A 24,447-nucleotide genomic window follows, 5' to 3' on the forward strand; every position below is an offset into this window, starting at 1 on the left:
GCCCTGTATGGCAGCTCGCCCTGCGACGAGATCTACGGCGGCGGGGCGGTCACCTGAATCAGGTGACCGCCCCGCCGTCGTGCGCTCAGCTGACCTGGATCAGGTCGCGCGCTCGATGTTGTCGGCGCTCGTGGACGCGGACTTGCTGGCGTCCATCAGCGTCTCGACCCACTTCTCGAAGGTGGGACGGACGCTCTCCCAGTCGTGGCGGAACCGGTCGGCCTTCGGGCCCTTCCAGTAGCCGTCGCTTCCGGACGACGCCGAGTTCAGGGTCTTGATCAGAGTGTGGAGGTCACCCGACTTACCCTTGAAGGTCGAAGCCAAATGCCGGAGTTTTACAAGATCTGCACCGCGATCCATCGCGATCCTCCCCGTTGTCACTGAGGTAAACGGACTATCCGTTTGCAACAGTGGACGCTACCGCACCGCAGGCAGTTCCCGTAAAGCCCCTTCGGCCCTCCGGCTGGCGGAAGTTGGACGATCGGTGCCTTCTCAGGATTTCCGCGGTGGGACAACATCGTGCTGCCGGGAGGTGTCGAGGTTTGACACACGCTTTGATGCCGATTGGGGTCCAAACTATGCTTGACGCCAGTCTGCGCAGGACAGCGGGGGAGCTGCTATGGGTAATCCGGACATTCAGGAACTTAATACGCGTGCTGCGTCTCTGCGTTCGCTGGCGGACTACATCGATTCGATGGTCGATCAGCCCAACACTCAGAGCACGACAGCGATGAAGACCTGGGCGGGTCCCAATGCGGATGACGTGCGAGGCAAGCTGAAGAGTTGGCGCACGAAGTGCGGCACAGTCGCCAAGGCGCTGCGCGACGAGGCACACAAGGCCACTCAGGACGCCAAGGATCTGCAGAACCCGAAGAAGTGATCCGCGCGGCCGTCAGGCCCTGGGGAGAAAGAGAGACATGCCTTCTTACGACAGTTCCCGAGGCCGTCTCCGGCTGGCCGACCGCCACATCGGCGTGTTCGCACACCTGCTGGACGGCGAGACCCCACCCGACGACCTTTGGCCGTCCTTGGCAGAGCTCCAGCAGATCGGCCTGGTCGGTGAGGAAGGTGAACTGGCCCCACTGATGCGGGATCTGCTCGGTGCGCTCTCCGAGCCCTTGGTCATGATCACGGTGGAGGTCACGGGCGAACACGGTCCGGTCAACCACGGCGTCATCGTGGGCCAGGACGCGGTCGTCTCCCACGATGGTTGGCCCGGCGAGGAGGAGTCCGAGTACGTCCCGCTGGAGCCCAGCACCCTGGTGTGGGAACTGGCCCGCAAGGTCAACCTCCGAAACAGTGAGAGCGAGGAGCCGACGACCCCGCGCGTCGAAACGACGATGGGCGCTCTGGACTCGGCCTTCGTGGCGCTCGGCGAAGGCGATGGAGTGGACGAGGCCGCGACGCGCGAACTGGTGCGCAAGGCCCTGGTGGCGTCCGACAGTAAACTCAAGGACCCGGAGCTGGCCCAGTTCGCCGACCTGGTCCTGGCCGTCAACGCCACCTGGCGCATCACCACGGCCTGGGACGGCAAGCACGAGGGCGAACGGGCCGCAATGCTTCGCGCCCTCGCGGTCTGGGACTGCGGCCCCCGCGGTTACTGGATCCGCGAACAGCCGGAGGAGCCGATCCTGCCGGGCCAGGTGACACCGGAGAGCGTGCTGGTCCTGGTGCGATCGGATGCAGGCGCGATCTGGGAGAAGGTCGCGGATCTGCTGCCGGACAAGGTTGATCTGATTGACGAGGCGTGACGCAAAAGCCGAGTTCATTTCAGTTTGATTTGCTCCCTTTCAGTGAGAGGCAATAAAAGGGCAAACGTGGAAGTATCGCGACTTCCCGGGATCCCTGTCGCCTGCCGGGCCCCACTTGGAAGGCAGCGGGAGGGGACGACTCTGAGCCGGGTCCGCCTGCCCGGTGGCGAACTACCGGATTCTCTCCTCCGAGGGAGGCCTGGGGAAAGCGAGCCTCCGCGCGGCAGGCCTCACCGTGGGCGGAACAGTCGTATCGATGACCGGTAATTCCCCCACCGTCCGGCAATGAGACGCGAACCCTGGGCGATGGGGGAATGGACAGCGAAGTGAACAGCACGGATGCCGTCGGCGTGGAGGACACAGCCTCGACGCCGATTCCCGTCGAGCGCCCCCGCCGGTGGCCCGGCACCATTGGCACCCTTGTCCTCGCGCCACTGTTGCTGGGCTGCGCCTGGCTCGCGCAGCGGCAGGGCACGTCGGCGATGCTGCTGGCCGTGTTCCTTGCGCTGATCGTGCTCTGTACCGCCTGGGCCATGTGCGGTGCCGGGCCGGGCGTCTGTGCAGCCACGCTCGGGTTCGTCCTGCTGCTCTTTGCTGGGCCCGCGCTGAACGACTTCGTGATGAACCGGCGTGGGGTGCACCACGAGGGCCTGATGGCCGGTGTCGCGAGCTATCACCGTAAGCACGGCGATGCTGGCCACACCTGCCAGGTGGTCCGCATCGATCCTGTTACGGGCAAGCCCAGGACGTACTCGGTGGACGATTCCAGCGGCTGCTCTGGAAGCAGCAAGACCGGTCAGCGGGTAATCCTGGTCGAGGACCCGACCGGTTGGCTCGTTCCAAGGCTGGACAGTTCGGTCCACGGGTTGTCTTCCGGTCTCGCGTGGACCTGCGGCAGCCTGTTCGCCGGGATGGAAGCGTTCGTTCTGTACGGGCGGTTGCGGCGTCGGCACGACTGAGTGGGCTGGGGCTGAGCAGGTCCATTCCCCGACACGGGGGTTTCAGTCGTGGGTGCCGTACGGCGCCGTGGTTCGAGCGGGACTTCGACGCGCTGCCGCGGAGATCGTAGGCCTGCGCCCTCGTGCACGGGCTTGAATCGCCGTACCGGATGACGAGATCCGGGGGTGTCGGCAGTGGCTGCCGACGCCCCCATGTTCAGAACCAGTGCATCGGGTTGGCTTTTTTGGCGAGGCTCTTGGCGCCGTGGGCGATTCCGGAGCCGACTTTTGATGCTTTGTCTCCGACCCAGTCGGCGGCTTTGCCTGCGCCCTTCTTGATGTCGTCCCAGTGTTCGACGATTTTTGCGCCGCCGTAGATGATCCCGGTTCCGACGGCGAGGCCGATGGTGACGGGGTTGGGGGCGATCATGGCAGCGGTCATGGAGGCGTTGAAGCCGACCTCGGCGACATCCGCGACGTACCCCGCGCCCTTCCGCTTGAATGCGTCGATCGGGTTGCCCTGGGCCCATACGTTCGCCGCGCTGAAGCCGGTTGCCGCGACACTGCCGACGATGCCCGCACCACGCAGGAAGCCCGCCGTCTTGCCCGCAGCGCCAAGCCCTTTGAGTAGCGGCGAAGCTGTTCGGCCTGCCGCGATAACGGCAGGCCGGGCGTTGGCCGCCTTCTGGAAGTAGGCAGCACTCCGAGCCACCCGCAGAAGATCGGCGTTGCCTGCCCGGGCGACCAGAGTGCCCGCGTGCGTGACACCCCCGTACTTGGCCGCCAACTCATCAGAGCCGACAAGGAAGTTGATCGCCTTGTTGACCGTGACACCCCGCCAGATGGGCGAGTCCATGAAACTCAGCCCACGCACCGCGTCGTACGCCTCCCCGGTCATGTCGCCGACCAGGCCTCGTGTGCCCGGTATCTTCTGCGCCCACTGTCCGAGCTTGCTCGGGAACCAACTGCCGGGAGCGCCGAGCGAGCGGATCGTCGGGGTGTACGCGATGACCTTGCCGCCGGCCCACTTCAGCAGACTGTTGTTGCGGCCGGCCAGAACCGTGCCGATGCGGTTCTTCCACGGCACGAGCACGTTGGACTTGAGCGCGTTACCGACCAGAACCTTGGTGAGTGCTCCGCCTTGCATGGTGACCGTGGCCGCGGTGCCTTTGACGGACTTCCAGTCGCCGTAGAGGTCCATGATGCTGACGATGGTCGCGGCGTGGGGCTCAAGCCCGGGTATTTGGCTCAGGGCGTCCGCTTTGATCCGGCTGATCCAGTCGTTCAGCGACTCGTTGGACTGCCGTTTGAATGTGTCGGCCTTGGGATCCTTGCTGGCAGCGATGGAGTTGGCGAGGAGGATCTCGTCGGGTGTGAGTCCTTGACCCTTGTGGTCCTTGAGGTATTTGTCCAGTTCTTTGGGCGTGAATCCCGCCCAGCGGGCCCCGGCCTCGGGGTCGCCGCTCTCCAGTCGGGCGATCCCGGCGCGCTTACGCAGGTCGGGGGCGGTGTCCGAGACCCAGGAGCGCAACGGCTTCAGTGAGGTGAGATGGCTGGTGACGCCCAGCTGTGACGCTCTGGTGAAGGCTTCGTCGACCTTGTCCTGAACTCCACCCTTGCCGTCCATGAGCTTGGCGAGCTGATCCAGATCGTCCGGATTGACCATCCTCATGATTCTCTGTCCCCCTCAGGAATCGTCCCTTTGCAGACGCGGTTCAGCCGCGCGCGTGGCTCAGAATACTGGCGCGGCAGACCTGTACCGCGGTTCTGGCCCTGCTGGTTGGCGAACTGATCCAGATCAGCCGGAGCGAGCGACAAGGGTGAGCGGGTGGGGGCGCGCAGGTCCACTTCCTGACGCGAGGATTCGCCGATGGGCGCCGTAGGGAGGGACTCTTCGCGGACTCGCGCGGCAGGGGATCGAGCGGGAACAACTAGCGCACCGTCGTGGGGACCGTACACCTGTGCCCGTGCGTACAGGATCGAATCGCCGAGCTGGATGTGGATGGCGAGTTCCGGGGGTGTCGGCAGTGGCTGCCGACGCCCCCATGTTCAGAACCGGTGCATCGGGTTGGCTTTTTTGGCGAGGCTTTTGGCGCCGTGGGCGATTCCGGAGCCGACTTTTGATGCTTTGTCTCCGCGATTTGGCCAAGACGGTGGGCAGGCCGAAAGCCGAGAGGGATTCGAAGAGGGATTCTCACGGAGTCCTGAGTACGGTCGCGTGTCGGCGTAGATCGCGTGCCGTGTCACGCAGTCAGTTGGCGATCGCCGACAGGCTCGACACTGCGTCAGATACGTCAGGCGCTGCCGCTCTGGTCAGTAGATGAGGGATTGCACCTACCTTGTTGTCAATGACGTCGAGCTCGCCGCACTAAATGGTTCCGCCCGGAATCTCCTGGGCCTCTTCCTTCGGCAGGGTGGACTTCATCGCCTTCAGTGCGTCCGGATACCTCCGGTCCATGGCCTGGTGGTAAGTCGGGCCCAAGCTTTTCGATCCGGCCTTCCGGCCCGACTCCGCTGCGCGGGAACATCCCGCGGCCAGAACCACGACGAGTAGCGCGAGCGAGACATTCCGCAGATTACGGCTATGCATCTGGGCGTTCCTCTGATCTGGTGGGTGCGATGGACCTGCGCGCAGTCGGGTGCCGGGTGCCAACTCGCTGCGTTGTCAGAACCTTCCTGGTGCGGCAGTGGCATTGGACAGGGCGGTGAGGAAGGCGGCCCGATCCCTGGTGGCGATCAGTAGTGGTTCACCCCGGCGGTTGGAGATCGCGACGCTGTCCATACCCATCGGCACTGCCCACCCTCCGCCGACCAGCCGAGGAGCCTTCCGCTCGACGGCCCGGAAGCTGGCTGCCGGTGCGTCGATGGAACTCATCGACGACGCGCACTGCTGCGCCGGAATGGGTTCGGCGCTCTGGATTGCGGCATGCACGGATGCCGGGTCCACATCGGAGACGGGGATGCGCTCGCGACCGACCCGGAGAATTCCGTCCTCGATCCGCACCCGGTGATAGATCGCTTTTGAGATCGGGACACCCAGGCAGGGCACCAGAACAATCAGGAAAAGCGCGGAAAGTCCCAGCCAGAGCCCGATTTCATCGGGGATGGTGTCCTTGCCCAGGTAGGAGATCCCGATCAGATAGAGCCCGATACAGACGGCCGACCAGATCTTGGGCAATTTCTCTGCGTACATGATTCCGGGTTCGCCTCAGTGGTTGACGGCAAGAAGTCCTCGACAGTGAACCGACGCTACCCAAGAGGAGAGGGGGCGCGCCAGGTGAAGTCAGTGCTGTACCGGTTTCAGGTGCTACGTCGAATATTTCCGGTGCACGTGCGCGCCTCCGCTCAAGAGGACGCCCCGCCCGCCCGCGAGAACTCCCCGCGCCCCACCCGCGCCGCCATTCCGTCCTCCGCCGACCGCACCAGCGACCCGTACCCCGTGGCGGCCCACACGCTCCGGTCCGCCGGGATCTCGAAGTAGGGGACACGGTGGGCGCCGCGCGGCTCCGGTGCGGTGAGTACCTCCGGCGCGCGCCGGGTGCGGACCGCGCGGTCGCAGGCCTCGCACGCTGCCACGTTCAGTCGGTCGCGGCGGCCCAGCGGGCGCCAGTCGATGCGGCGGGTGGCGCGGCCGTGCAGGGGGTTGAAGAAGCAGAGCGGGAGCGCGGACGCGGCATTGCCGGCCAGGGCGTCGCGGCCCTCGGTGACCAGGGCCAGGACACCGGCCAGGTCGGGCAGGCCGTGGGCCTCGTCCAGTACCTTGCCCGCCGCGGCGTACGCGTCCAGGGCGCGCGGCAGGCCGGGAAGGGCGTCGGAGGCGGACTGCGCAGCCTCGCCGAGCGCGATGACCTCGGCGTTCGCGTGCTCGCGCAGGGCACGTTCGTCGGCGGTGCGGGCCGCCGCGAACACTGCCTTGGGGAACGTGAAGGCCGCGCCTGCCCCTTGGCCGTTCCGGCGGCGGCGTACGAAGACCAGCAGGCCGCCTGCGAGGCCGAGCGCTGCTACTGCGGCGACGGTGACGACCAGCCAGGGAGCGCCGCTGCCCGTCGACTTGTGGGCAGTGTCCGGCGTGGACGAACCCAGGTGGGCCGTGGCGTTCTTGTACACCTGAGTGCCGTTGCCCTGCTGCACCAGTTCGATCGCCTTGGACACCTGCTCGGCCAGGCCCGCGTCCCGCATGTCGGGCAGGAAGCCGACCGCCGACACGGCGTCCCTGGTCTGGTGCTTGTCGTCGGGCCACTCCTGGCCGTCCAGATAGCCGGCCTGCTCGGACGTGGTGATCAGGATGAGGCCGGGCCGGGTCAGATGGTCGCGTACGACTCCCTGGAGCTCGTCGGCCTTGCCGTTGAAGCTGTCGCCCTTGACCAGCGGCACCAGCACCACCTTGATCGGCAGGCCGGTCCTCGCGATCTGCGCGGCGAGCTGCTTCTGGCGGGCGGGTGGCACGGATCCGGCGTACCCGGGGTCCACGTACACCGGCGAGGTACGCAGCCCCTCCGCGATCCGGGTGCCGGGGCTGGGCTGCTGTGCACCGGCCGGAAGCGCCGGCACCAGGACCAGGGCCAGTGCCGACAGCAGAGCGGCGAGCGGAGTGGTGAACGGGGTGGTGAGGGTGCGCTTGAGGCTCCCGGGGTTACTGGACACCGGCGTACTCCCTTACGGCGTCGAGAAGTGGGGCGGTCCCTTGCTGCGCGGCGGACAGGGGGCCGGTGGCGTCCTCGTACGCCACTCGCTCACCGCCGTCGGTGCCCGGAAGTGTGAGCCGGCGCAAGCCCGGCGCGGCGTCCGCTCCGGTGGCCGCGGCGCGGCACGGCTCGCACACCGGGATGCGGCGCCGCCTGCGCCGCCCTCGTACCAGGTACCGCACGTCGTGCTGCTGGGTGGCGGGGCCGTGCAGCGGATTGAGAGCGCAGCAGAAGTCGGCGGTCGTACCGGTGGCCAGTGCAGCCCGGCCGAGGCGGGCCAGGGCGACGGCGGTTGCCAGTTCGGCGGGCGCCGCTCCGCTGTCGACCCGGCCGTCGGAGTCACGGTCGATCAGGAGGGTGGCTGCGTCCAGACAGTCCCAGACCCGGGTACGGACCGCCTCGGACATCCCGTCCGGCGGGGACGCGAACTCCCGTCCGAGGGCGCTGATCTCGCTGCGAGCCGTGCGTCGTACGTACGACATGGACGGATCGGCCGGGGCCGGGAAGGCGCCGGGCATGGAGGAAGCGGCGGTGGCTCGTCTGCGGCGGGCGGTCAGTGCGCCGCCGATGCTGATCAGTGCTACGGCGATCCCGAACGCAGCGGCTCCGGCGAGCAGGCCGATGAAGGTACCCGGCCAGAAGTCGCTGCGGAAGAAGAGCGGATGCAGCGCGTTGTCCTCGACGGGGTCCGGTGCGCGGTCGGTGCCGGTGCCGGAGCTGGAATCGCCCGATCCGGCCGTGCGGGGCGTCTTGTCGAGCAGCGCCATCAGCTGGTCGAGCCGCGCGCCGAGCCGGAGGTCGGCAGGCGCGGAGGCCTCGTGGTCGTAGCGGATGGAGTCGGGCAGGCCGAAGGTCAACCGGCTGTCATCGAGCCGGAGTCCGAAGTTCTGGACGTCGATATCGCCCCGGAGCGGATCGGCGACGATGTAGACGCCGTCCTTGTCCACCTTCGTGTGGAGCGCTGAACTGAAGACATCGGCCTCGCCGCCCGACTCGTCGTCGGACAGCTGCGGTACGACCGCGAGGTAGACGGGCCCGGCGCTCGCCTTGAACGCGGCCATGTGGTGCCGCAGTTCGGACTGCTTGGCCGCGTCGAGAGGCTGCGGGCTCTCCGGATCGCTGTACAGCGGGTCCTGCGTCAGCCCGGCCGCGACCCGGTCGATGCGGGCCGACAGGTCGGCGGCGGTGGGCGGGGGCGCCGCGCTGGACGACTTCTGGTCGAAGGTGTGCAGCGTGACGAGGACGACGGCGACGGCAGCCAGCAGCGCGCACGCCGCCTCGATGAGATGGGGGACGAGCGGGCGGCGTGGTCGCGGAGGCCGCGCGGAGGTCTCGGTCGCGGAGGCTTCAGTCGTGGAGGCCTCAGTTTTGGAGGCCTCAGTTTTGGAGGCCTCAGTCGTGGAGGCATTGGCTCCGGTTTGCTGCTTCGGAAGCTTGGCGAGGTCGACGGGCCGCTGAGACCCGGCGGGACGCGTGGGCGCCTTGGGCGCCTTGGGCGTCTTGAGCGGCCTGGGAGGCTCGTGTGCCTCGTGTGCCTCGTGTGCCTTGGGCGGCTGCGCGCGGTGGCGGAGCCGACGTCGTACGTACGGCGACAGCAGCAGGATCAGCAGCGGAATCCCGGTCAGCAGAATGCCGGTGAGGAACGACTGGTTGTCCCGGTCGGTGGGTCCGATGTACATCGGGCCCGGATCACGGGAACTGCCGTTCTCGCCGCTGTACATCTTCCGTGCCTTCGCCGCACGCTGCGCGGCCTTGCCGCTCCCCTCGGCGATCACGTCGGTGAAGCGCTGGAACTTGAGCAAGGGACCTGCATCGTAAGGGAGTTCGTAGAGCGAGACGGTGGAGGCGTCGTCTGCGGGGGCGCGTACGCCGTAGGCCGTGGCGGCGGCGACTCCCATGTCGTCGACCAGCACGTAGAGCCCGTCCCGCCCGAGCCGGTCGTGCACCGCGCCGAGCAGCGAGTCCACACCGCCGCGCTGCGGGGGAAGGACCAGGACATACGTCGGGACGCCGGTCCGCTTCGCGTACTTCACGAACGAGGGAGCGAGGGAGCGGGGAACTTCCCGGGGCAACTGGTCGGTGACGTAGACCGGGTCGGCACGGAGCAGGTCGGCGAGGTGAGCGGCCTGGGAGGCGGGCGCGGTTCCTTGCGCGCCGCCCTGAGCGACGGCGGGCCCGGCGGGGGCGATCAGGGCGAACACCAGCGCCAACAGCGCGAACGTGGTACGCAGAGCGGCAGCGTGCGGAGTGCCGCCGCGAGCGGTGTACGGCGTGGTGCCCGCGTGGGCGTCTGCGTTCCGTTCCCTCATGCGGCGAACTCTATCGAGGTGTGTGTTCTGGTGGTAAGAGGGTCGAATACAGCGAGAAACCGGCATTCGAGGCGGGCTTCGCTTGTTGGCCGCATGGAAACCCCACTAGTACTCCAGCCGGACTTCTTCATTAGCGCTGGTCAGCGGTTCGAGTGTGGGGAGTGTAGCGGGCTGGAACAGGGGTGGGGCGGTCTTGGCCGGGCCGTCCCACGAACGTGTGGCCGCGCTGCTTGTAGTGGCAGTGTTTCGGGCATTCCGACCGCATGGACGATGTACCAACAAACCTGTGGGAAGAGGAACTTGGCGAGCTCCTCTTGCGGATCGGGGGCCGTTTTACCCGCGTGGAGTCCAGGCGTCGGATGCGGGACTACGTCCGTGGGCTTCTTGGCCCGGTGGGCCGCAAGAATGGCTGGCAGCTCGCCGAATACGCCGGGCACGCCACCCCCGACGGGCTGCAGCACCTGCTCTCCCGGAGCCGCTGGGAGGCCGACGAGGTCCGCAACGACCTGCACGCCTACGTCGCCGAACACCTCGGCGCGGACAACGGGGTGCTGATCATCGACGACACCGGCTTCGTGAAGAAGGGCACCACCTCAGCCGGCGTCCAGCGCCAGTACTCCGGTACCGCAGGCCGCACCGAGAACTGCCAGATCGGCGTCTTCGCCGCCTACGCCACCACCCGCGGCCACACCCTGGTCGACCGTGAGCTCTACCTGCCCAAGTCCTGGACCGAGGACCGCGAACGCTGTCGGGCCGCCCGTGTCCCCGACGACCGCGCCTTCGCCACCAAGGGAGAGCTGGCGAGGGCCACCATCCTGCGGGCCCTCGCCTCGCCCCTGCCCGTTGGTTGGGTCACCGCGGACTCCGCCTACGGCCAGGACTCCCACTTCCGTCGCTTCCTCGAAGACCATCAGCTTTCCTACGTCGTGGCCGTGCCCAAGTCCCAGCAGGTCCACGGTCCGCGCATCGACCACCTCATCGGCCAGGCGCCGCCCGAAGCCTGGCAGCGGCTGTCCGCAGGAAGCGGCGCGAAGGGCGAGCGCTTCTACGACTGGGCCGCAGCTCGCCTCCCCGCAGTGTGGGAATTCGACGGCGACGAACCGACCCGGCAGCGCTGGATGCTGGCCCGCCGCAGTATCGCCAAGCCCGACGAACTCGCCTACTACCTCGCCAGTGCACCCCTGGACGCCACCGTCGCCGACCTGGTGCACGTCGCCGGCTGCCGCTGGAAGGTCGAGGAATGCTTCCAGAGCGCGAAGAACGAATGCGGCCTGGACCAGTACGAAGTCCGCCGCTGGGTGGGTTGGTACCGGCACATCACCCTCGCCATGCTCGCGCATGCCTTCCTCGCGGTCCTGGCCGCCCAGGAACGAGAAAAGGGGGCATCGAACGGGACACACCCGACCTCGTGGACCTCACACCCGCCGAGATTCGACGTCTGCTGGCAACTGGACCCCGCCACCGTGCTCCGGACCGCAACCACGCGATGACGTGGTCCCACTGGCGTCGCCGCCACCAAGCACGCGCCCGCCGTTGCCACTACACACGGCGCGGCCACACGTTCGTGGGCCGGCCCGGCCAAGACCGCCCCACCCCTGTTCCAGCCCGCTACACTCCCCACACTCGAACCGCTGACCAGCGCTAATGAAGAAGTCCGGCTGGAGTACTAGGCACTGTTTCTCGGATCTCCTGACGTGGGTGGGGTGTTGGGGCGAGGGTGGCTGTATGGGCCGTGGGGATCTGACGAATGCGGAGTGGGATCGGCTGGAGTCGTTCTTACCTCCTGGTGGTGCGCGTGGTGGTCGGTGGAGCGACCACCGTCGGGTGATCAACGGGGTTCTCTACCGGGTGCGGACCGGTGTGCAGTGGCGGGATCTGCCGGAGCGGTTCGGGCCGTGGGAGACGGTCTATAAACGACATCGCCGCTGGTCAGCGGATGGGACATGGGCGATGCTGCTGTCCCGCATCCAGTCGGCCGAGGACGCGGTGGGCGGGATCGACTGGGATGTGTCGGTGGACTCGACAGTTGTGCGGGCCCACCAGCACGCCGCTGGCGCGAGGAAGGCGCCGGCGGTCGCGGTCCCTCAAAGGGGGATCGCTGGGGGGACGAACCAGGTCGATCCGGTGTTGAGGAAACTGGCAGTCCGGCTGGAGGAAGTGGTCAGATCGGCGAGTGTCTGGGACGTTCCCGCGGCGGATTCACCACCAAAATCCACCTTGCCGCCGATGGGCGATGCCGGCCACTCGCCCTCGTCCTGACATCCGGACACTACGGTGACGGCCCCCAGTTCGAGCGAGTACTGGAGCAGGTCTCCGTGCCCCGAACCGGAGTCGGCCGGCCCCGGACCCGGCCCGACCATGTCCTCGCGGACAAGGCCTACACCTCTCGGAAAACCCGGCGTTACCTGCGACGACGCGGAATCCGGCACACCATCCCCGAACGCCTCGACCAGCAGAGACACCGCAAGAATCGCGGTTCCCGAGGCGGCCGTCCCACCGGTTTCGACAGCGAGCGATACAAGAAACGCAACACCGTCGAACGCGCAATCAACCGTCTGAAAGGCTTCCGCGCCGTCGCCACCCGCTACGAGAAACGCGCCTACATCTACCTCGGCACCGTCACACTCGCAGCCCTCGTCATCTGGCTCCGAACATGATCCGAGAAACAGTGCCTAGACCGCCCAGGACTTCGAAGTGGCCTAACTACTGGATACGCAGCCTTGCTACGGTGAATGCTGACCGCTGAGCTGTGGTTGATCGTCGACAGATGGTGCACGGGGGCGTTGAGTTCATGGGGGAATACGTAGGTGTCGATCCGGTGCGCGTGCGCAAGCTCGCCGACCGGCTCGGGGATTTGGAACAGGCCCTGGTAAAACACGGGGCACTGATTCGCAAGAACTTCAAGGACTGGGACAGCGGCCTCGATCTGTCCCTGCTGGCCCAGCAGGCGCGCGCAGTTGGCGACGATGCTCGCGATATGTCCAAGCGCGCCGATCTGGCTCACAACTTGGAAGAGGTCGGTGGTGCGTCCGGCGTCTGCACCCCGGACGGGAACATCATCGACATCCCGTGGGACATGAAGGACGTCTCCAAGGAGAGCGCGAAAGAGGCCAAGCAAGAGGCCGCGACCCTCAAGAAGGCGCTCGACGACCCCAAGGCCGATGGCTCCCGCGAGGACATCGAGGCCATCGGTCGCTCTCTTGCCGATCACCAGGACGATCCCGCCTACCTGACGGCCTTCGCAGCTGCAGGCGGCATCGCCGACGCGGCTCGCGTCGGTCACGCCTTGCATGTGGAAGACGGAACGCACGACGGTGAGGTCGTCAACAAAGACTCACAGCGGATGATCGGCCAGTACGCCACAGGCGTCAGTCAAGTCTTCGCTCTCCAGCAGGCAGGCAAGATCCTGCCGAACCCGGACTACCTCAAATCCCTCACCAATCCGCCAGATGGTGACATGTGGTCGGTCGGTGCACTCTTCAAATATGGCCCTAAGGGCAGCAGTTGGGATCCGAAGACGCTTTCTGCGGTCGGCGGCGTGATGCTCGACTGGCGCAAGGAGCATCAGATGAGGCCCACCTACAAGAAGGGGCGGGTCGCCGGAGCTGTATACGCTCCTGGGGGATTTGTAGACCCGGACGACGCCTGGTACAACTCGATCGGACTGGCGCACAGTTCTGACAACGAGGGCATTTACGACGCTCAGGACCGGACCGCGGCCATTGATGCCAATGATCCGTCGATCGCCTTGATGCAGCGCGTCAGCGAGAACCCCGAAGCATCGCGGGACTTGCTCAACGGATCCGACGGCCCCCGGCACGCCAGGGAACTCGTCGATGACCACTGGGCGACGCCGGGACTTCAGACGAACGACGCCAAGTGGCCGGGCGCGGTGATTCGAGTAGCCACCAACGACCGTCAACACCACGCTACGGCGTCCGCCGGGGCAGCTGCGAACGTCATCAACGCGGGCGCGGAGAAGTATAAGTCGGACGGGAAGAGGAGCGATCTAGAGAAGGAGCAGTATCCGTTCAACCTTGAGATATCAAAGGCGCTGTCCAATGTATTTCAATCCTATGTGCCAGATTTTGCCGCATCGACGGACATCAACCAGAAGAATGCTGCTCCGGCCGGTGATGGCACGATTGTTGTGGGTCGAGATACTGCCAAGGCATTTCTGAGTGCAGCCATGAAGAATAAGGGGGAGGCGGGCAATGTTATCCAGGCAATTAATGCACAGATCAGCTTGGTATCTCAGCATGGAATTACTGGAGAAGACGGTGCGTATCTCCGGAACTTGGCAGAGCTCCGCGGGGAAGTATCCGCTGCCGGTCACGATGTCCACATGGAGGAGGCGGACCTGAGGGAGGCCGAACACGCCAAGCAGCTGCTGTGGTTCAACATCATCTCCAGCGCCGCGGCGGCGGTTCCCTTGCCCGCAAATCCAGCGAAGTTCGCCCTGGGGTCTACGTGGGTTCAGGCGTCGATATGGGCGGGGATGCCGTACGGAGGTTCCAAGTTCCCTTCGGGCGAGGCCGAACAGGCGGAGCGTAACTACTCAGGGGTGAAGTTCGGCGAGGCGACGTCCATGCAGATTCCTCTGATGCAGGGTCTCGTCCGATCTGGTGATATTAAGGCGCCGGGGAATCATCCAGAATGGGCGCAAGGTGACATCGTCATCCGCAATGACGATGATCGGCAGGACTTCAACATTTGGTGGCTTCGTGTGAAGAAAGGCCAGGACGGTCAGCTGAATAACTTTGAGGGTGATATGAGGGATGCCTTCACCCGTGGATCCAGCTAATGCGTGGCACTTTGAGTGAGCGGAGTTCAATGGTGATGCGGCGCAGTAAGGGATGGCTGGCGGCCGGAGCGGCCGTATCCGCACTGCTTTCCGTGGGCGGCTGCCTGGGGGGTGGCGAGGCCAAGTGGAAAGAACCAGCCATAGGGGAGGCTGAGGTTCTGCTCAATACTGCTGGAGGAGATGCCGGAAAGACCAGGGATGCTTCGCTTGGATTTTCCGGCTCCCCTAATGGACTCACAGTTGGACCCGACGGGAAAGTCTACAGCCTTGGAACTTCACTGGCTGTGATTGAAGGAGATCACAAAGTCGGGACTATTCTGGACGGTGAGGCACACGGTGCCGGCGGCTTGGTTGTTCTGTCTTCGAATTCGTTTGTGGTCGGCAAGGGTGCGCAGGTACTGAGGATGCGGGCGGATGGCACGCGGACTGTTCTCGCGGGCACGCTTGGTAAGTCCAGAAAGCTCGGAGAGCCGGTTTCGGGCACTGTATCGGCGAAGACTTACCACTTGAGTAACTATCTCCCCGAGCCTTTTGGCGTCAGGCCCGATGGGTCCGTCCTGTTTGTGGATGGTGATGTGATCTGGCGGCTCAAGGCGGGAAATCTGAAACGCGTGTACCAGGTGCCGACGAGGAAGGATGGAGCTGACAAGACTGAGACCCCGGTCATTGACGTCGGGAGCGCGGTAGATCAGTCGGGTACGGTCTATGCGCGAAGCTCAACAGAAGTGGTGCCGGCAAATCTAGGTGATGTCATGACCATTAGTCAGGATGGATCCGTCGGGAAGCTCGACCTTCCGAAGCGGGTGGCAGGGGTTAAAGGAGACTTGGCCGCGCTTGAGGTTGGATGGATGGCGGGAGACGGTGGTAACGGAGTCTATGTGAGAGCTTCGAGCCACTCGGCCGACTATGTCCTCCATGTGGCCTCCGGCAACGCGGAACTCATTGCCAGGGACCTTTACGGGGACTCTGATTCAGGGTGCAAGGAAGGCTACTTGGTCGATGTCATGAAGCTGCCTTGTCAGATGCCATGGGCCCTGACCTATTCGCGCGGAAGTCTCTTCATGGCAGGCAATTCTCCAGTTGTTCTGAAGATTGCAACGAAGTAGCAATAAATCGGAGAGGGGGGCGCAGCCAGCCCGGGTGACTTCTGCCCGGCGTCGCGGCGGTCTCTCTCGCCCCCTAGCGAAGCTGTTGGCGTACGCCCTGGAAGGGTACCTACGGCCTAGATTGCTACCTGCGGATCGGTCTGAAATTTCACCCTGGATGCATGCGGTAGAAAGACAAAGAGGGCGGAAAAGTGGCCGCTTGAGCGAATGTGCCGATCACATCCGGGATTCGGGAGCTCGAGGGATGGGCTGATACATGTGCATGGGCAAGGGGGTTCGGCTGTGATGCGAGGCAGTGACAGGTGGGTAGCGGCTGGAGTAGCTGTAGCCGTCATGTTCGCCATGGGCGGCTGTCAGGGGGCAGTGGGGGGGAAGTGGAAGGAACCGGGCAAAGGTCAGGCTCAGGCTCTGCTCAGTACCGACCTCAAACACAACGGGCGTCCGGACGACGGTTGGCTCGCGTTTGACGGTGATCCCGATGGCCTCACGGTAGGGCCTGACGGGAAGGTCTACGGCCTGGGCACTTCGCTCGCCGTGATCGAAGAGGACCACGAGGCCAGGGGCATCCTGGACAGTGAAGTGCACGGCGCCGGCGGGCTGGTCGTTCTGTCCCCGAACTCGTTCGTGGTCGGCAACCACTCCCAGCTGCTGAAGATGCAGCCCAATGGGGCGAGGACAACCCTGGCCGGGGCGCCTGGAAAGCACAGGAAGCTTTGGCAGCCGGTGCCGGCTACTGCGGTGGCAAAGGATTACCACCTGAGCGGGGAGCGGATCGAGCCTTTCGGGACTCGACCGGACGGTTCCATTCTGTTCTCGGACGGGGACGTGATCTGGCAGCTCAAGTCGGGCCATCTGACACGTGTGTACCAATTGCCGAAGAACGAGGCAGGCAAGGCCATTGACCACGGGAGCGCAATTGATCAATTCGGAACGGTCTACCTGAGGTCCTCAACAGGCGGCGTGTGGGGGCGGCTTGGTGACGTCGTCGCCGTCAGCAAGAATGGCTCCGTCGAAAAACTTGACGTTCCCGAACGGGTCACCGGAGTGAAGGGGAATCTGGCAGATCTCGTACTGACGTGGATGGCCGGGGACGCCGGAAATGGCGTGTATATACGTGCTCGAGAACCCTCTGCAGACGCCGAGTATGTACTTCACGTTACTCCCGGAAAGGCTGAGATCGTCGCCAAACAAGTTTCCAGTATTGACTATGGCGCGGGATGTAAAGAAGGATACTTGGTTGATGCGATGAAATTGTCTTGCAGAATGCCTGAGGCGATGACGTATTCAGCGGGAAGTCTCATCATGGCAGGCAATGCCCCGTTCGTGCTGAAGATCCCAACGAGATAGCAGGACCGGCTCTGATCCCGTAATTCGCGCCATACCGCACATAGGAGAGAAACCCAGTCATGGGGATACCTCAGGAAGATCGCCTGGATTACATCTGCCGCCAGGACATGGCGGCGATCGAACGTGCCGTGACGGATATTCGGACTGCTATGAAGAGCGTCGACAGCATGCTGCCGAAGACCTGGATCGGCAAGAAGGCCGACAACTGGCGTGCTGATCACGAGGGCCGGATGAAGCGGCTGAAGACGCTGTTCAACTCATTTCCGGCGGAGGAGAACCGGCTGGTGGAGAAGGCCCAGCAGAAACAGGCACAGATGGATAGTAAGGCGCATGGGGCGGGTTGACACTGCGACTGGGCGGGATTCTCACGAAGTGCGTGCCAGAGCGCGGAGGGTTTCGACCCGGGCATGGACGTCACGTGCGGTCCGCGCGGTCGCCGCCTGAGTGTCTGTGGCGGTCGTTGTCCGTCTGGTGGGCAGGGCGCCGGGGCGGCACGCGTGACAGAGGCCGTCGGGGAGGGCTTCGGGCCTGCCCGGGGCGCCGCACTCGGTGCACTCCACCAGCAGGCGCCGGGCGGGAGAGCCGACAGTTCCTGGCGCGGGAATGCTGGGCTGGTGCGGCGGCGTCTTCTGCTTGAGGCGTCGGCGTACGAAGCCGAGGGGCGAGTTGATGGGTTCGGCGGGGAGTCCAGCTGCCAGGGCCTGGACGATGTACGCCGGTGATACCCCGCGTGCCAGCCACTCCAGCGCGAGACCTTCCAACTGCTTGCAGTCGTTTGCGGAGAGGGCCAGTCGGGGTTCAGCGCAACCGAGTTGGGCGAGCGCCAGGTAGCCGGGCGAGGGGTGGTCAGGGCTCGACTTGGGCTGTTGTGCCACGACCGGGACCGCGAGTGGGACCGCGAGGACCGTGGCCGGGGCCCCGACCGGGGCTGTGGGCGCGGGCCCGTGCATGGGTGGCGAGTCCGGGGTCTCGGCCTCGACTGGTCGGACGGCTGCCGGTGTCTGGGCCGGGACCCCATAGGGCGGCGGGGACACGGACACCGGGGCGGTAGTGGTGACGCGACCGTCTTCGGCGGCGAGGAAGGTGGTCCACCACTCGTTGTCGCGTGCGGTGCGGGACCAGAACGTCCGGAAGACCCAGCGGACTTGGTCGCCGTCTCCGGCCAGGCGGCGGATGCGGCGCAGGTGTCCGGCGACGGACAGCGCCGTGAGGGCCGTGCTGACAGCTTGCTGTCCGTAGCGCGGGAGCTGCCGGGCGAGGGTCTTGACCGTCATCGCCGCGCCTTCGGGCAGGCGGTCCACGAAGGCGGCGATGTACCGCTCGCGCTCGGGCAGCAGTTGGAAGTCGTCCGTACGGCGGGGAGCCTGGTCGGGGGCCGATCGCTTGCCGTATCCGGGAGCCGCCATCGGGTGGGCGGTGGAGGGTACGGATGCAGATGCGGGTGCGCACAGGGCGGCGCTAAAATTCTCGGTAGCCACGGGATCGCTTCTTTCGATCTTGGGGTGAGACCCCGGCCTGGTGCTCTAACACCGCGTCGGGGTCGTTCAGTTGTGTCTTCGGATGTGTCTTCGGAACGGTATGCACCCGCGCCCGCGCGCCGCAAGTTGGTCCGGATTAGTCATACTTGCACGCCGTTACGGGGTGGGAGGCAGGGAGGAGCAAATCTCCTTCCCCCCATACCTGCCTGCTGGTTGAGGGAAGAAGCTCGGATCTCGAAGCCCGCATCTCGGCTCCCGAAACCCGGCACCCAGCCCGGCTCTCGAAGCCCGGCACTCACGCCCGGCTGTCGGTGCTTGGCCCTCGAACCCCGGGCCTCGAACCCCGGGCCCCGAGCTTTGGGAATGTGTGCGCGACTCCCGGTGGGACGGCTGACCGGCCTGGGGCGAACCGGCCCATCCGCGTATACGTGCGGTTGCTGTTCCGGCAAAGAATGTTGCCGCCCGAGGCCCCGCGGTCACAGTCTGGTGCCAGGCCGAAGACCACCGAGGAGAATCAGGAGGGCCACACGATGACCACACGCGAAGGCGTCGGTACGGCACCGAACGGGGGCGACAGCGTGCCGCTGGGAAACCGCGTCCACCATGTGCGATCCGATGAGCTGGACGGCTACGCCGCGATCAGCGGCGGCACCGTCGGCTCGAAGAAGCTCTGGATGGGCCGGGTGGAGAACCCGCCGCTGAGCGCGACCGACGACCACCACCACGGCGAGTCGGAGGCGGGGATCTACGTGGTCAGCGGGCACCCCGTGTTCGTCTACCACGACGGCACGCAGGAGGTACGGATCGCGGCGGAACCCGGGGACTTCCTGCTCGTGCCTCCGTTCGTCCCGCACCGCGAGGAGAATCCCGACCCGGACGAGCCCGTGGTCGTCGTGATCGCACGGACCACACAGGAGCCGATCAAGGTGTCCGTGCCCGAGCTGTACCAGCTCAAGCCGGCAGAGACGCAGTAGGAAGCAAGAGGAAGGAGGCGCAAGGGCTCGGTTCGCAGCCGGGCCCTTGCGCCGGGTTCGCTCCAGTGGAGCGGGCCGGGGACGAGATGGTTCGTGGTCGCGACTTGCCGCCGGGCCCAGGCGGCAGGTCGCGACCTCACAGCGATGGAGGGGAGGGAAGAGCATGGCTGCCAGGATCGCTGCACTGTCGTACTACCCCATCAAGGGGTGCGCCGGAGTCGTGGTGGACGATGCGATGTTGAGGTTCGCGGGAATTGCCCACGACCGGAGTTCATGGTCACCGATGCGGATGGTGTGTTCCGCAGCCGATGGCGCCTTCCGCGACTCGCGCCGATCTCTCCGGAGATCAGCGCTGACGGCCGACGCCTCACCTTGCACGGGCCCGGCATCGGTCGGCTCGCCATCGACGCGGACACCGCCGGCGCACGCCGGGACGTGGTGCTGTTCGGGACCCCGTACAAGGGCATCGACCAGGGCGACGAGGCGGCCGGATGGCTGTCGGAGTTCCTGGGTGCGCCGACCCGGCTGGTACGGGTGCCGCCGGAGCACGGCCGGGTGACCGATGGCCGGACGCCCGGCACCTCCGGCTACGCCGACAGTTGTGCCGTACACATTCTCTCCCGGTCCACTCTGGACCTGCTCAACGAACGGATGGCCGCACGGGGAGCCGCGCCGCTGCCCATGGACCGGTTTCGCCCGAACATCGTCATCGAGGGCTGGGGTGAGCCCCACGCCGAGGACCGGGTTCGACACGTCGTCCTGGGCGAGGCGGAGTTGAGCTACGCCACGTTGGCCATCCGCTGTGTCGTCACGATGGTCGACCAGCGGACCGGCGCCAAGGCCGGCCCCGAACCGCTCCGCACGCTTGCCGACTACCGCCGGGCGGCCGGGGGAGGAGTCGCCTTCGGTACGAAGTTCGCTGTGCTCAGGCCCGGGAAGGTGTCCGTGGGCGACCAGGTGAGCGTCCCTGAGGCGGAGGGAGTCTGTGTCGCGCTGCCGGTTGGCAGGTCGTTCGCACATGCGGGTATTGGCTCGACAAGATCGCGTCCTTGTCCCTGTCGGCGGTCTTGGGCCAGTCGAAATCTGGGGAGTACTTGGAGAGGTTCGGCTCTTTGAGAGCTGTCCCGTAAAAAGCGCTTTGGGCCACCTCGGTGTGCCTGACCTTGCGTGGCCCGCTCGTCCATCCGGCGACCGCAATCTTGCAAGTCTTCATGCGGGCGAAGGCATGCTCGATTCAGACGCTGGCCTGTTTGTGGGACTTGTTGTGCGCTTCCTTCAGGTGTTGGGCCGACCTGCCCTGTCAGCAAGCCGCCCCGTCTCAGCGGAACTCGTGGACCACCTGGATCGCGCCGACAATGTGGGCGTTGAAATCGTCCAACTCTTCGGCTGGAACCCAGAGCTCGAGGATCGTCTGCCCACCGGCCTGCTGGATGGGATACCGCCTCAAGAACTCGGCCTCGACCTCAAAGCGAGTGACGAAGCCGGCACCATCGTGCTTCACGTTCCAGTCCCGCGCGATCCTGACCGCGTAGTCCTCGTTGAGTACTGGGTAGAAGATCGGCTGCTCGGGAAGACGGGGCGGCCAGGCGCGCCAGTTCAACTCCCGAACCAGTTCCAGCTCCTTGGGGCCAGTGGGGCGCCACAGGGTCGTCGTTGCTTGCTGGCTGGTCATCTGCATCGCTCTCTGAACCGGGGCCGCCGGTACGGCGTTCGGGACACCGGACGATACCGGCATCGGGACCTCGGCAGCTATGCCGTTTCCGCACCCTGGCCAACTCCGTGACCATCAGCTACGAGACAACCCCTTGAATGGGAGTTGAGGGTTGCGTCGGTCAGGTCAGGTCAGGTCAGGTCAGGTCAGCGGTTGGCGGCGCCGACGAGTGGCCAGTTCCGTGAACCGCCGTGCCAGGGGGGAAGTCGTGCTGCTGATTCGCTTTGAACCCGACGGGAGTAAATGACGGCGCGCACCGGTACGCGTGCCATCCAATGTCCAACAGGATGTGTATTGGTGCACCAGGGTGGCTGTGCGTGTTGTTCGCTCACGGCTGGCAGGATGCGGCACCGCGGAGAGATGAAATCTTCAGAACTTGCCAAACGCCCGCATCGCTCTTCTTAACCTGGACGCGGTAGGAGACGTAACTCTTGGGCGTGACCTTTGTCCGGTTTGCTTTTCTTGTCTTGATGGCCGTGCTGAAACTCTTGCTTTCATCTCCGCAGTAGGTGATGAATGCGAGGATTTCGCTTTTTACAGTGACTCTTCGGTTGAAATACTGGGTCGCCCCTGTGATGGTCTGGTTGCTGTCCACGAACGACTTCACCCAGCTCTGGGATGCGTCCGTGCCCTCACCGTCCGTGTAGAAGCTCAGGGGTGGATAATCCGGCTTGCCGACGACAACGGCCGCATCCAAGGCCCGGACAAATTCGGCGTTGTCGCTGAGAATCGTGTCCTGTGTCGGGTCGCCGACCTTCTCTGGAGTGAAGGTGTCACTCACGTCCGAGGGCAGCGTGATCTTCGGTCTGGTCGCAGCATCAGTGTCCGGGGCGGACGCACTTGGTGCGGCGAGCTTCGTTGCTCCTGTGCCCACGCCTGCGTCCATAGCCGGATTCTTAGGCATGGTGTTGTCGTTCCCCGCGCATGCAGCCAGGAGGAGGGCTGCTGCGGTGGCGAGTGCAGCAGCGATAGGCAGAGTGCGGCGATTCACGCGAGGCTCCGGGTGAGGTGGCTGCGGTCCTGGAATCCGTCGTTCGCCGGTCAGCGGTTGATCGCCTGGATTTCCTGGACGGTTACGTCCTGAGTGGTGCCGAAGGTGCCGTCGGGGAGGTCGCCGCCGGCACCGCCGGTGCCGGTCCAGGAGATCTTCCAGGTGATGGTGGCCTTGAGCTGGTACGGCCCGTTGTCGCCGGAGGCGCGGAGGTAGGTGAGGCCGCAGGGCGGGGTCTTGTCGGCGTCGCCCTTGGCGTACGGGGTGCCGATGGAGCCGTCGGCGTTGAACGCGCATTCGCCTGATGCCGGGTAGGTCTCGGCATCTGCAGTGCCGGGTTCGAGTTTCAGGGAGACGGGGACGGCTTTGGTCGTGGCCTGGATGTTCAGGACAGGCACGGAGGCAGTGACAGAGACCGGTTTGAAATCTGTGCTGTCGAGCCAGGCCCAGGTGGGGAGGTTCACCTTGGTCGCGCCATGTGGCGCGAGGGTGACCTTGGTGTCCGGGACTCGAATTTCCGCGTATGCGAGCTGCGACAGGATCTCAGGGGTGATGGCCTGGGGGATGTCCGCGGGAGGCGGTGCACCCTTGTCCACCCAGAAGATGGGTTTGTCGCAAGACAGGGCACCTGGTTCTCCGATACGTGAGTCGTCAACGTAGGAGTCCCACCAGTAGCCTTTTCCTGTTTTGGCCTTGTTGAAGTCCTTGTAGTCCCCGTCTTTCGATTCTCCATCTTCGTAGTGCTTGCGCTGTTGGGCGTCCCATTCGTATCCGGTCGACTCGGCTTCCCAAATGGGTTCAAGGTAGGTCTTGAGTTGAGCCGGAGTGTACTTCGGGGCGTACCAGCAGGGGGGAGGGGACCAATTGCTCTGAGGGGCAACCGGGCCAGCCTGCGAGCCATGGCCGTTGTTGGTTCGGTCATACACGATGCCGGCGCTGGACGAGAGAGTGCCGTCGCCGTCTGTCTTGCCAGAGGTGTGCGTTTGAGCTGGTGGCGGGGAAGACTGCTGCTCAGAGGGGTCATCGGCCAGCGCTGACGGGGCACTCAGCAGCAGAAGTGTCGTGGCCATGGTGCAGGCTAGAACAAGACCCCGCTGTTGGTTCACGGCTGGCACTTCGAGTTCCCCCTCAACGTGATCATCTTTGTGGTGACCCAGACGCCGAGCTCGTTCTTCCGCAAGGCTGTGTTGTACAAGACGTAGCTCTTGCTGGTTACCGGAGTGTGGTCGATTTTCTTCGTCTTGATGTGCAGACCAAAGGCCTTGCCCTGATCCTCGCAGTAGGCGAATGCGGCCGTTCCGTCTTTATTGATCAGGACGGACGGGTTGTAGAATCGATACTTTCCCGTCGTCCGCATGTTGCTGTCGACGTAACCCTGAACGTATTTCTGTGTCCCGGACGACATTTCCCCTTCCGAGTAGAAGCGGTACGCCTTGTCCAACGGATCCTGGTTTGCTACGGCCAGGTCGGTGGCCTTGACGAATTGCTCGCCGTCGGACAGAACAGCGTCCTTGTCCTTGTCGCCGGTCTTCGGCCAGTCGAAGGTGTAGGAGAGGTCCGCGGGCAGTTCGATCTTCGGGCGTCCAGGTGTCGCCGACGCCGACGCGCGAGGCGAAGCCGCCTTCGTAGCGCCCTCGTCGGCGCCCGCGATCTTGCCCGAGTTCTTGGACTTGCCGTCGTCGCTTCCCCCGCACGCGGTCAGGAGCAGGGCCGCTGCGGTCGCGAGTGCGGCGGCAGCGGGCAGAGTGCGGCGGTTCACGGGCGACTCCCGGTGGGGCGGTGGTGGTCTTGGGTGAACCGACGCTATCCGGGGCGTACTTGGTTTCACCAGAGCGAATCCATCCCGTCAACCGGACGGTCGGGACCTTTCAGGCGAATCGCTCGCGCCTCGGGTCAGGCATCGGTACCCGTCCCGACCATTCCGTACGCGCACCCGTGCCGCCAGTTCGGTGCCCGCCCGCACCCCGTCGATCCGCGTGGGTTCATGCCCATCCGCACCCCGTCCCGCGCTCCGATTGTGGCGAGGCTGCGCGCAGTTGACAGCTCTGCGGTTTGCTTGTGCATCGTCAGATCCCCGAAGAGGTCGGGGCTGTAGGGCGGCTACGGGGTGGTGCCGCCGAAGCCTTGGCGTATGCAACGGGAGTCCACCCTCCCGTCCAGCAGGAACGGGGAAATCTCGTGAAGCTTTCAGTGTTCGGCAAGTGCCGCCGTTTGTGACCGATTTGGACCGATGTTGATGAACCGTGCGGTGTTCACGATCCTTATCTCGCCTTGAGGCGCTTATGTGCTGCTGCTACGGTGCGATGACTTGACAGCCTCCGGTGGCCTGGGAATCGGAACCGGATAAATGGCG

20 protein-coding genes and 1 pseudogene are annotated in these 24,447 nt (G+C 65.2%); 11 read left to right on the plus strand and 10 right to left on the minus strand.

Annotated features, from left to right (window positions below; translation table 11 throughout):
• Positions 1–99 precede the first annotated feature (99 nt).
• On the minus strand, positions 100–324 hold the full coding sequence (locus tag OG709_RS20920; protein ID WP_266641464.1) for a WXG100 family type VII secretion target: 225 nt from the start codon (positions 322–324) through the stop codon (positions 100–102).
• A 295-nt stretch (positions 325–619) separates the two neighbouring features.
• Here OG709_RS20920 and OG709_RS20925 point away from each other — a divergent pair, with 295 nt between their 5' ends.
• The 3 genes from OG709_RS20925 to OG709_RS20935 all read left to right on the plus strand — a co-directional run bounded on the left by OG709_RS20925 (position 620) and on the right by OG709_RS20935 (position 2,710).
• Positions 620–880 carry a hypothetical protein gene (locus OG709_RS20925; RefSeq protein WP_266641463.1) on the plus strand — a complete coding sequence of 87 codons (261 nt, stop codon included), beginning with the start codon at positions 620–622 and terminating at the stop codon, positions 878–880.
• A 37-nt stretch (positions 881–917) separates the two neighbouring features.
• A complete protein-coding gene (locus OG709_RS20930) occupies positions 918–1,751 on the plus strand; it encodes a hypothetical protein (RefSeq protein ID WP_266641462.1) in 834 nt (277 codons plus the stop codon).
• 314 nt (positions 1,752–2,065) lie between these two features.
• On the plus strand, positions 2,066–2,710 hold the full coding sequence (locus OG709_RS20935; protein ID WP_266641460.1) for a hypothetical protein: 645 nt from the start codon (positions 2,066–2,068) through the stop codon (positions 2,708–2,710).
• Positions 2,711–2,906: 196 nt separating this feature from the next.
• Here the strand turns inward: OG709_RS20935 and OG709_RS20940 are convergent, their stop codons facing one another.
• The 4 genes from OG709_RS20940 to OG709_RS20955 all read right to left on the minus strand — a co-directional run bounded on the left by OG709_RS20940 (position 2,907) and on the right by OG709_RS20955 (position 9,683).
• Positions 2,907–4,361, minus strand: coding sequence for a PE-PGRS family protein (locus OG709_RS20940; protein ID WP_266641459.1), 1,455 nt, complete (start codon positions 4,359–4,361; stop codon positions 2,907–2,909).
• A 993-nt stretch (positions 4,362–5,354) separates the two neighbouring features.
• On the minus strand, positions 5,355–5,882 hold the full coding sequence (locus tag OG709_RS20945) for a hypothetical protein (RefSeq protein WP_329167402.1): 528 nt from the start codon (positions 5,880–5,882) through the stop codon (positions 5,355–5,357).
• Between the two features lie 152 nt (positions 5,883–6,034).
• Positions 6,035–7,333 (minus strand): hypothetical protein, encoded by a 1,299-nt coding sequence (locus OG709_RS20950; RefSeq protein WP_329167404.1) that lies wholly within the window; start codon positions 7,331–7,333, stop codon positions 6,035–6,037.
• A complete protein-coding gene (locus OG709_RS20955; RefSeq protein ID WP_329167405.1) occupies positions 7,323–9,683 on the minus strand; it encodes a hypothetical protein in 2,361 nt (786 codons plus the stop codon). The genes OG709_RS20950 and OG709_RS20955 overlap by 11 nt, the downstream gene beginning before the upstream one ends.
• A 263-nt stretch (positions 9,684–9,946) precedes the next feature.
• Between OG709_RS20955 and OG709_RS20960 the strand changes: the two genes are divergently transcribed.
• From OG709_RS20960 to OG709_RS20985, 6 genes are all read left to right on the plus strand, one after another.
• The gene (locus tag OG709_RS20960; RefSeq protein WP_443068526.1) at positions 9,947–11,173 is read left to right on the plus strand and encodes an IS701 family transposase; all 1,227 of its coding nucleotides are present in this window, start codon (positions 9,947–9,949) and stop codon (positions 11,171–11,173) included.
• Between the two features lie 235 nt (positions 11,174–11,408).
• Positions 11,409–12,340 (plus strand): IS5 family transposase gene (locus tag OG709_RS20965; RefSeq protein ID WP_405683680.1). Its coding sequence is split into 2 segments (ribosomal slippage): positions 11,409–11,756 and positions 11,759–12,340, totalling 930 coding nucleotides; the frame shifts between segments, so codons are not numbered across the junction.
• Between the two features lie 110 nt (positions 12,341–12,450).
• A complete protein-coding gene (locus tag OG709_RS20970; protein WP_329167407.1) occupies positions 12,451–14,487 on the plus strand; it encodes a hypothetical protein in 2,037 nt (678 codons plus the stop codon).
• Between the two features lie 92 nt (positions 14,488–14,579).
• Entirely contained in the window at positions 14,580–15,593 is a 1,014-nt protein-coding gene (locus tag OG709_RS20975; protein WP_329167409.1) for a hypothetical protein, read from the plus strand.
• 333 nt (positions 15,594–15,926) lie between these two features.
• Positions 15,927–16,940 (plus strand): hypothetical protein, encoded by a 1,014-nt coding sequence (locus tag OG709_RS20980; RefSeq protein WP_329167411.1) that lies wholly within the window; start codon positions 15,927–15,929, stop codon positions 16,938–16,940.
• Between the two features lie 59 nt (positions 16,941–16,999).
• Positions 17,000–17,284: a hypothetical protein gene (locus OG709_RS20985; RefSeq protein WP_266641449.1), complete on the plus strand. Its 285-nt coding sequence runs from the start codon at positions 17,000–17,002 to the stop codon at positions 17,282–17,284.
• Positions 17,285–17,305: 21 nt separating this feature from the next.
• Here OG709_RS20985 and OG709_RS20990 read toward each other — a convergent pair whose 3' ends face one another.
• Positions 17,306–18,418: a MarR family transcriptional regulator gene (locus tag OG709_RS20990; protein ID WP_329167414.1), complete on the minus strand. Its 1,113-nt coding sequence runs from the start codon at positions 18,416–18,418 to the stop codon at positions 17,306–17,308.
• 530 nt (positions 18,419–18,948) lie between these two features.
• On the opposite strand from OG709_RS20990, the gene OG709_RS20995 reads away from it, so the two are divergent.
• Together OG709_RS20995 and OG709_RS21000 are read left to right on the plus strand one after the other, a co-directional pair.
• Entirely contained in the window at positions 18,949–19,392 is a 444-nt protein-coding gene (locus OG709_RS20995; RefSeq protein WP_266641447.1) for a cupin domain-containing protein, read from the plus strand.
• A 163-nt stretch (positions 19,393–19,555) separates the two neighbouring features.
• Positions 19,556–20,358 (plus strand): annotated as a pseudogene (locus OG709_RS21000) (MOSC domain-containing protein); the annotation flags it as partial.
• 352 nt (positions 20,359–20,710) lie between these two features.
• On the opposite strand, the gene OG709_RS21005 reads toward OG709_RS21000, so the two are convergent.
• From OG709_RS21005 to OG709_RS21020, 4 genes are all read right to left on the minus strand, one after another.
• Positions 20,711–21,070 carry a hypothetical protein gene (locus tag OG709_RS21005; RefSeq protein WP_405688516.1) on the minus strand — a complete coding sequence of 120 codons (360 nt, stop codon included), beginning with the start codon at positions 21,068–21,070 and terminating at the stop codon, positions 20,711–20,713.
• Positions 21,071–21,431: 361 nt separating this feature from the next.
• Positions 21,432–21,989, minus strand: coding sequence for a hypothetical protein (locus tag OG709_RS21010; protein ID WP_329167418.1), 558 nt, complete (start codon positions 21,987–21,989; stop codon positions 21,432–21,434).
• Positions 21,990–22,144: 155 nt separating this feature from the next.
• On the minus strand, positions 22,145–23,164 hold the full coding sequence (locus tag OG709_RS21015; protein WP_329167420.1) for a hypothetical protein: 1,020 nt from the start codon (positions 23,162–23,164) through the stop codon (positions 22,145–22,147).
• A 32-nt stretch (positions 23,165–23,196) separates the two neighbouring features.
• Positions 23,197–23,853, minus strand: coding sequence for a hypothetical protein (locus OG709_RS21020; protein WP_250299047.1), 657 nt, complete (start codon positions 23,851–23,853; stop codon positions 23,197–23,199).
• Positions 23,854–24,447: the final 594 nt, after the last annotated feature.

This window comes from Streptomyces sp. NBC_01267, assembly GCF_036241575.1.
Lineage (GTDB): Bacteria > Actinomycetota > Actinomycetes > Streptomycetales > Streptomycetaceae > Streptomyces.

Excerpts from the sequence above, each read along its gene's own strand:
- OG709_RS20925 (WP_266641463.1), top strand. The coding sequence starts at position 620 with ATGGGTAATCCGGACATTCAGGAACTTAATACGCGTGCTGCGTCTCTG.
- OG709_RS20930 (WP_266641462.1), top strand. The coding sequence starts at position 918 with ATGCCTTCTTACGACAGTTCCCGAGGCCGTCTCCGGCTGGCCGACCGC.
- OG709_RS20935 (WP_266641460.1), top strand. The coding sequence starts at position 2,066 with ATGGACAGCGAAGTGAACAGCACGGATGCCGTCGGCGTGGAGGACACA.
- OG709_RS20940 (WP_266641459.1), bottom strand. The coding sequence starts at position 4,361 with ATGAGGATGGTCAATCCGGACGATCTGGATCAGCTCGCCAAGCTCATG.
- OG709_RS20945 (WP_329167402.1), bottom strand. The coding sequence starts at position 5,882 with ATGTACGCAGAGAAATTGCCCAAGATCTGGTCGGCCGTCTGTATCGGG.
- OG709_RS20955 (WP_329167405.1), bottom strand. The coding sequence starts at position 9,683 with ATGAGGGAACGGAACGCAGACGCCCACGCGGGCACCACGCCGTACACC.
- OG709_RS20960 (WP_443068526.1), top strand. The coding sequence starts at position 9,947 with ATGGACGATGTACCAACAAACCTGTGGGAAGAGGAACTTGGCGAGCTC.
- OG709_RS20970 (WP_329167407.1), top strand. The coding sequence starts at position 12,451 with ATGGTGCACGGGGGCGTTGAGTTCATGGGGGAATACGTAGGTGTCGAT.
- OG709_RS20980 (WP_329167411.1), top strand. The coding sequence starts at position 15,927 with ATGTTCGCCATGGGCGGCTGTCAGGGGGCAGTGGGGGGGAAGTGGAAG.
- OG709_RS20985 (WP_266641449.1), top strand. The coding sequence starts at position 17,000 with ATGGGGATACCTCAGGAAGATCGCCTGGATTACATCTGCCGCCAGGAC.
- OG709_RS20995 (WP_266641447.1), top strand. The coding sequence starts at position 18,949 with ATGACCACACGCGAAGGCGTCGGTACGGCACCGAACGGGGGCGACAGC.
- OG709_RS21005 (WP_405688516.1), bottom strand. The coding sequence starts at position 21,070 with ATGCAGATGACCAGCCAGCAAGCAACGACGACCCTGTGGCGCCCCACT.
- OG709_RS21010 (WP_329167418.1), bottom strand. The coding sequence starts at position 21,989 with ATGGACGCAGGCGTGGGCACAGGAGCAACGAAGCTCGCCGCACCAAGT.
- OG709_RS21015 (WP_329167420.1), bottom strand. The coding sequence starts at position 23,164 with ATGGCCACGACACTTCTGCTGCTGAGTGCCCCGTCAGCGCTGGCCGAT.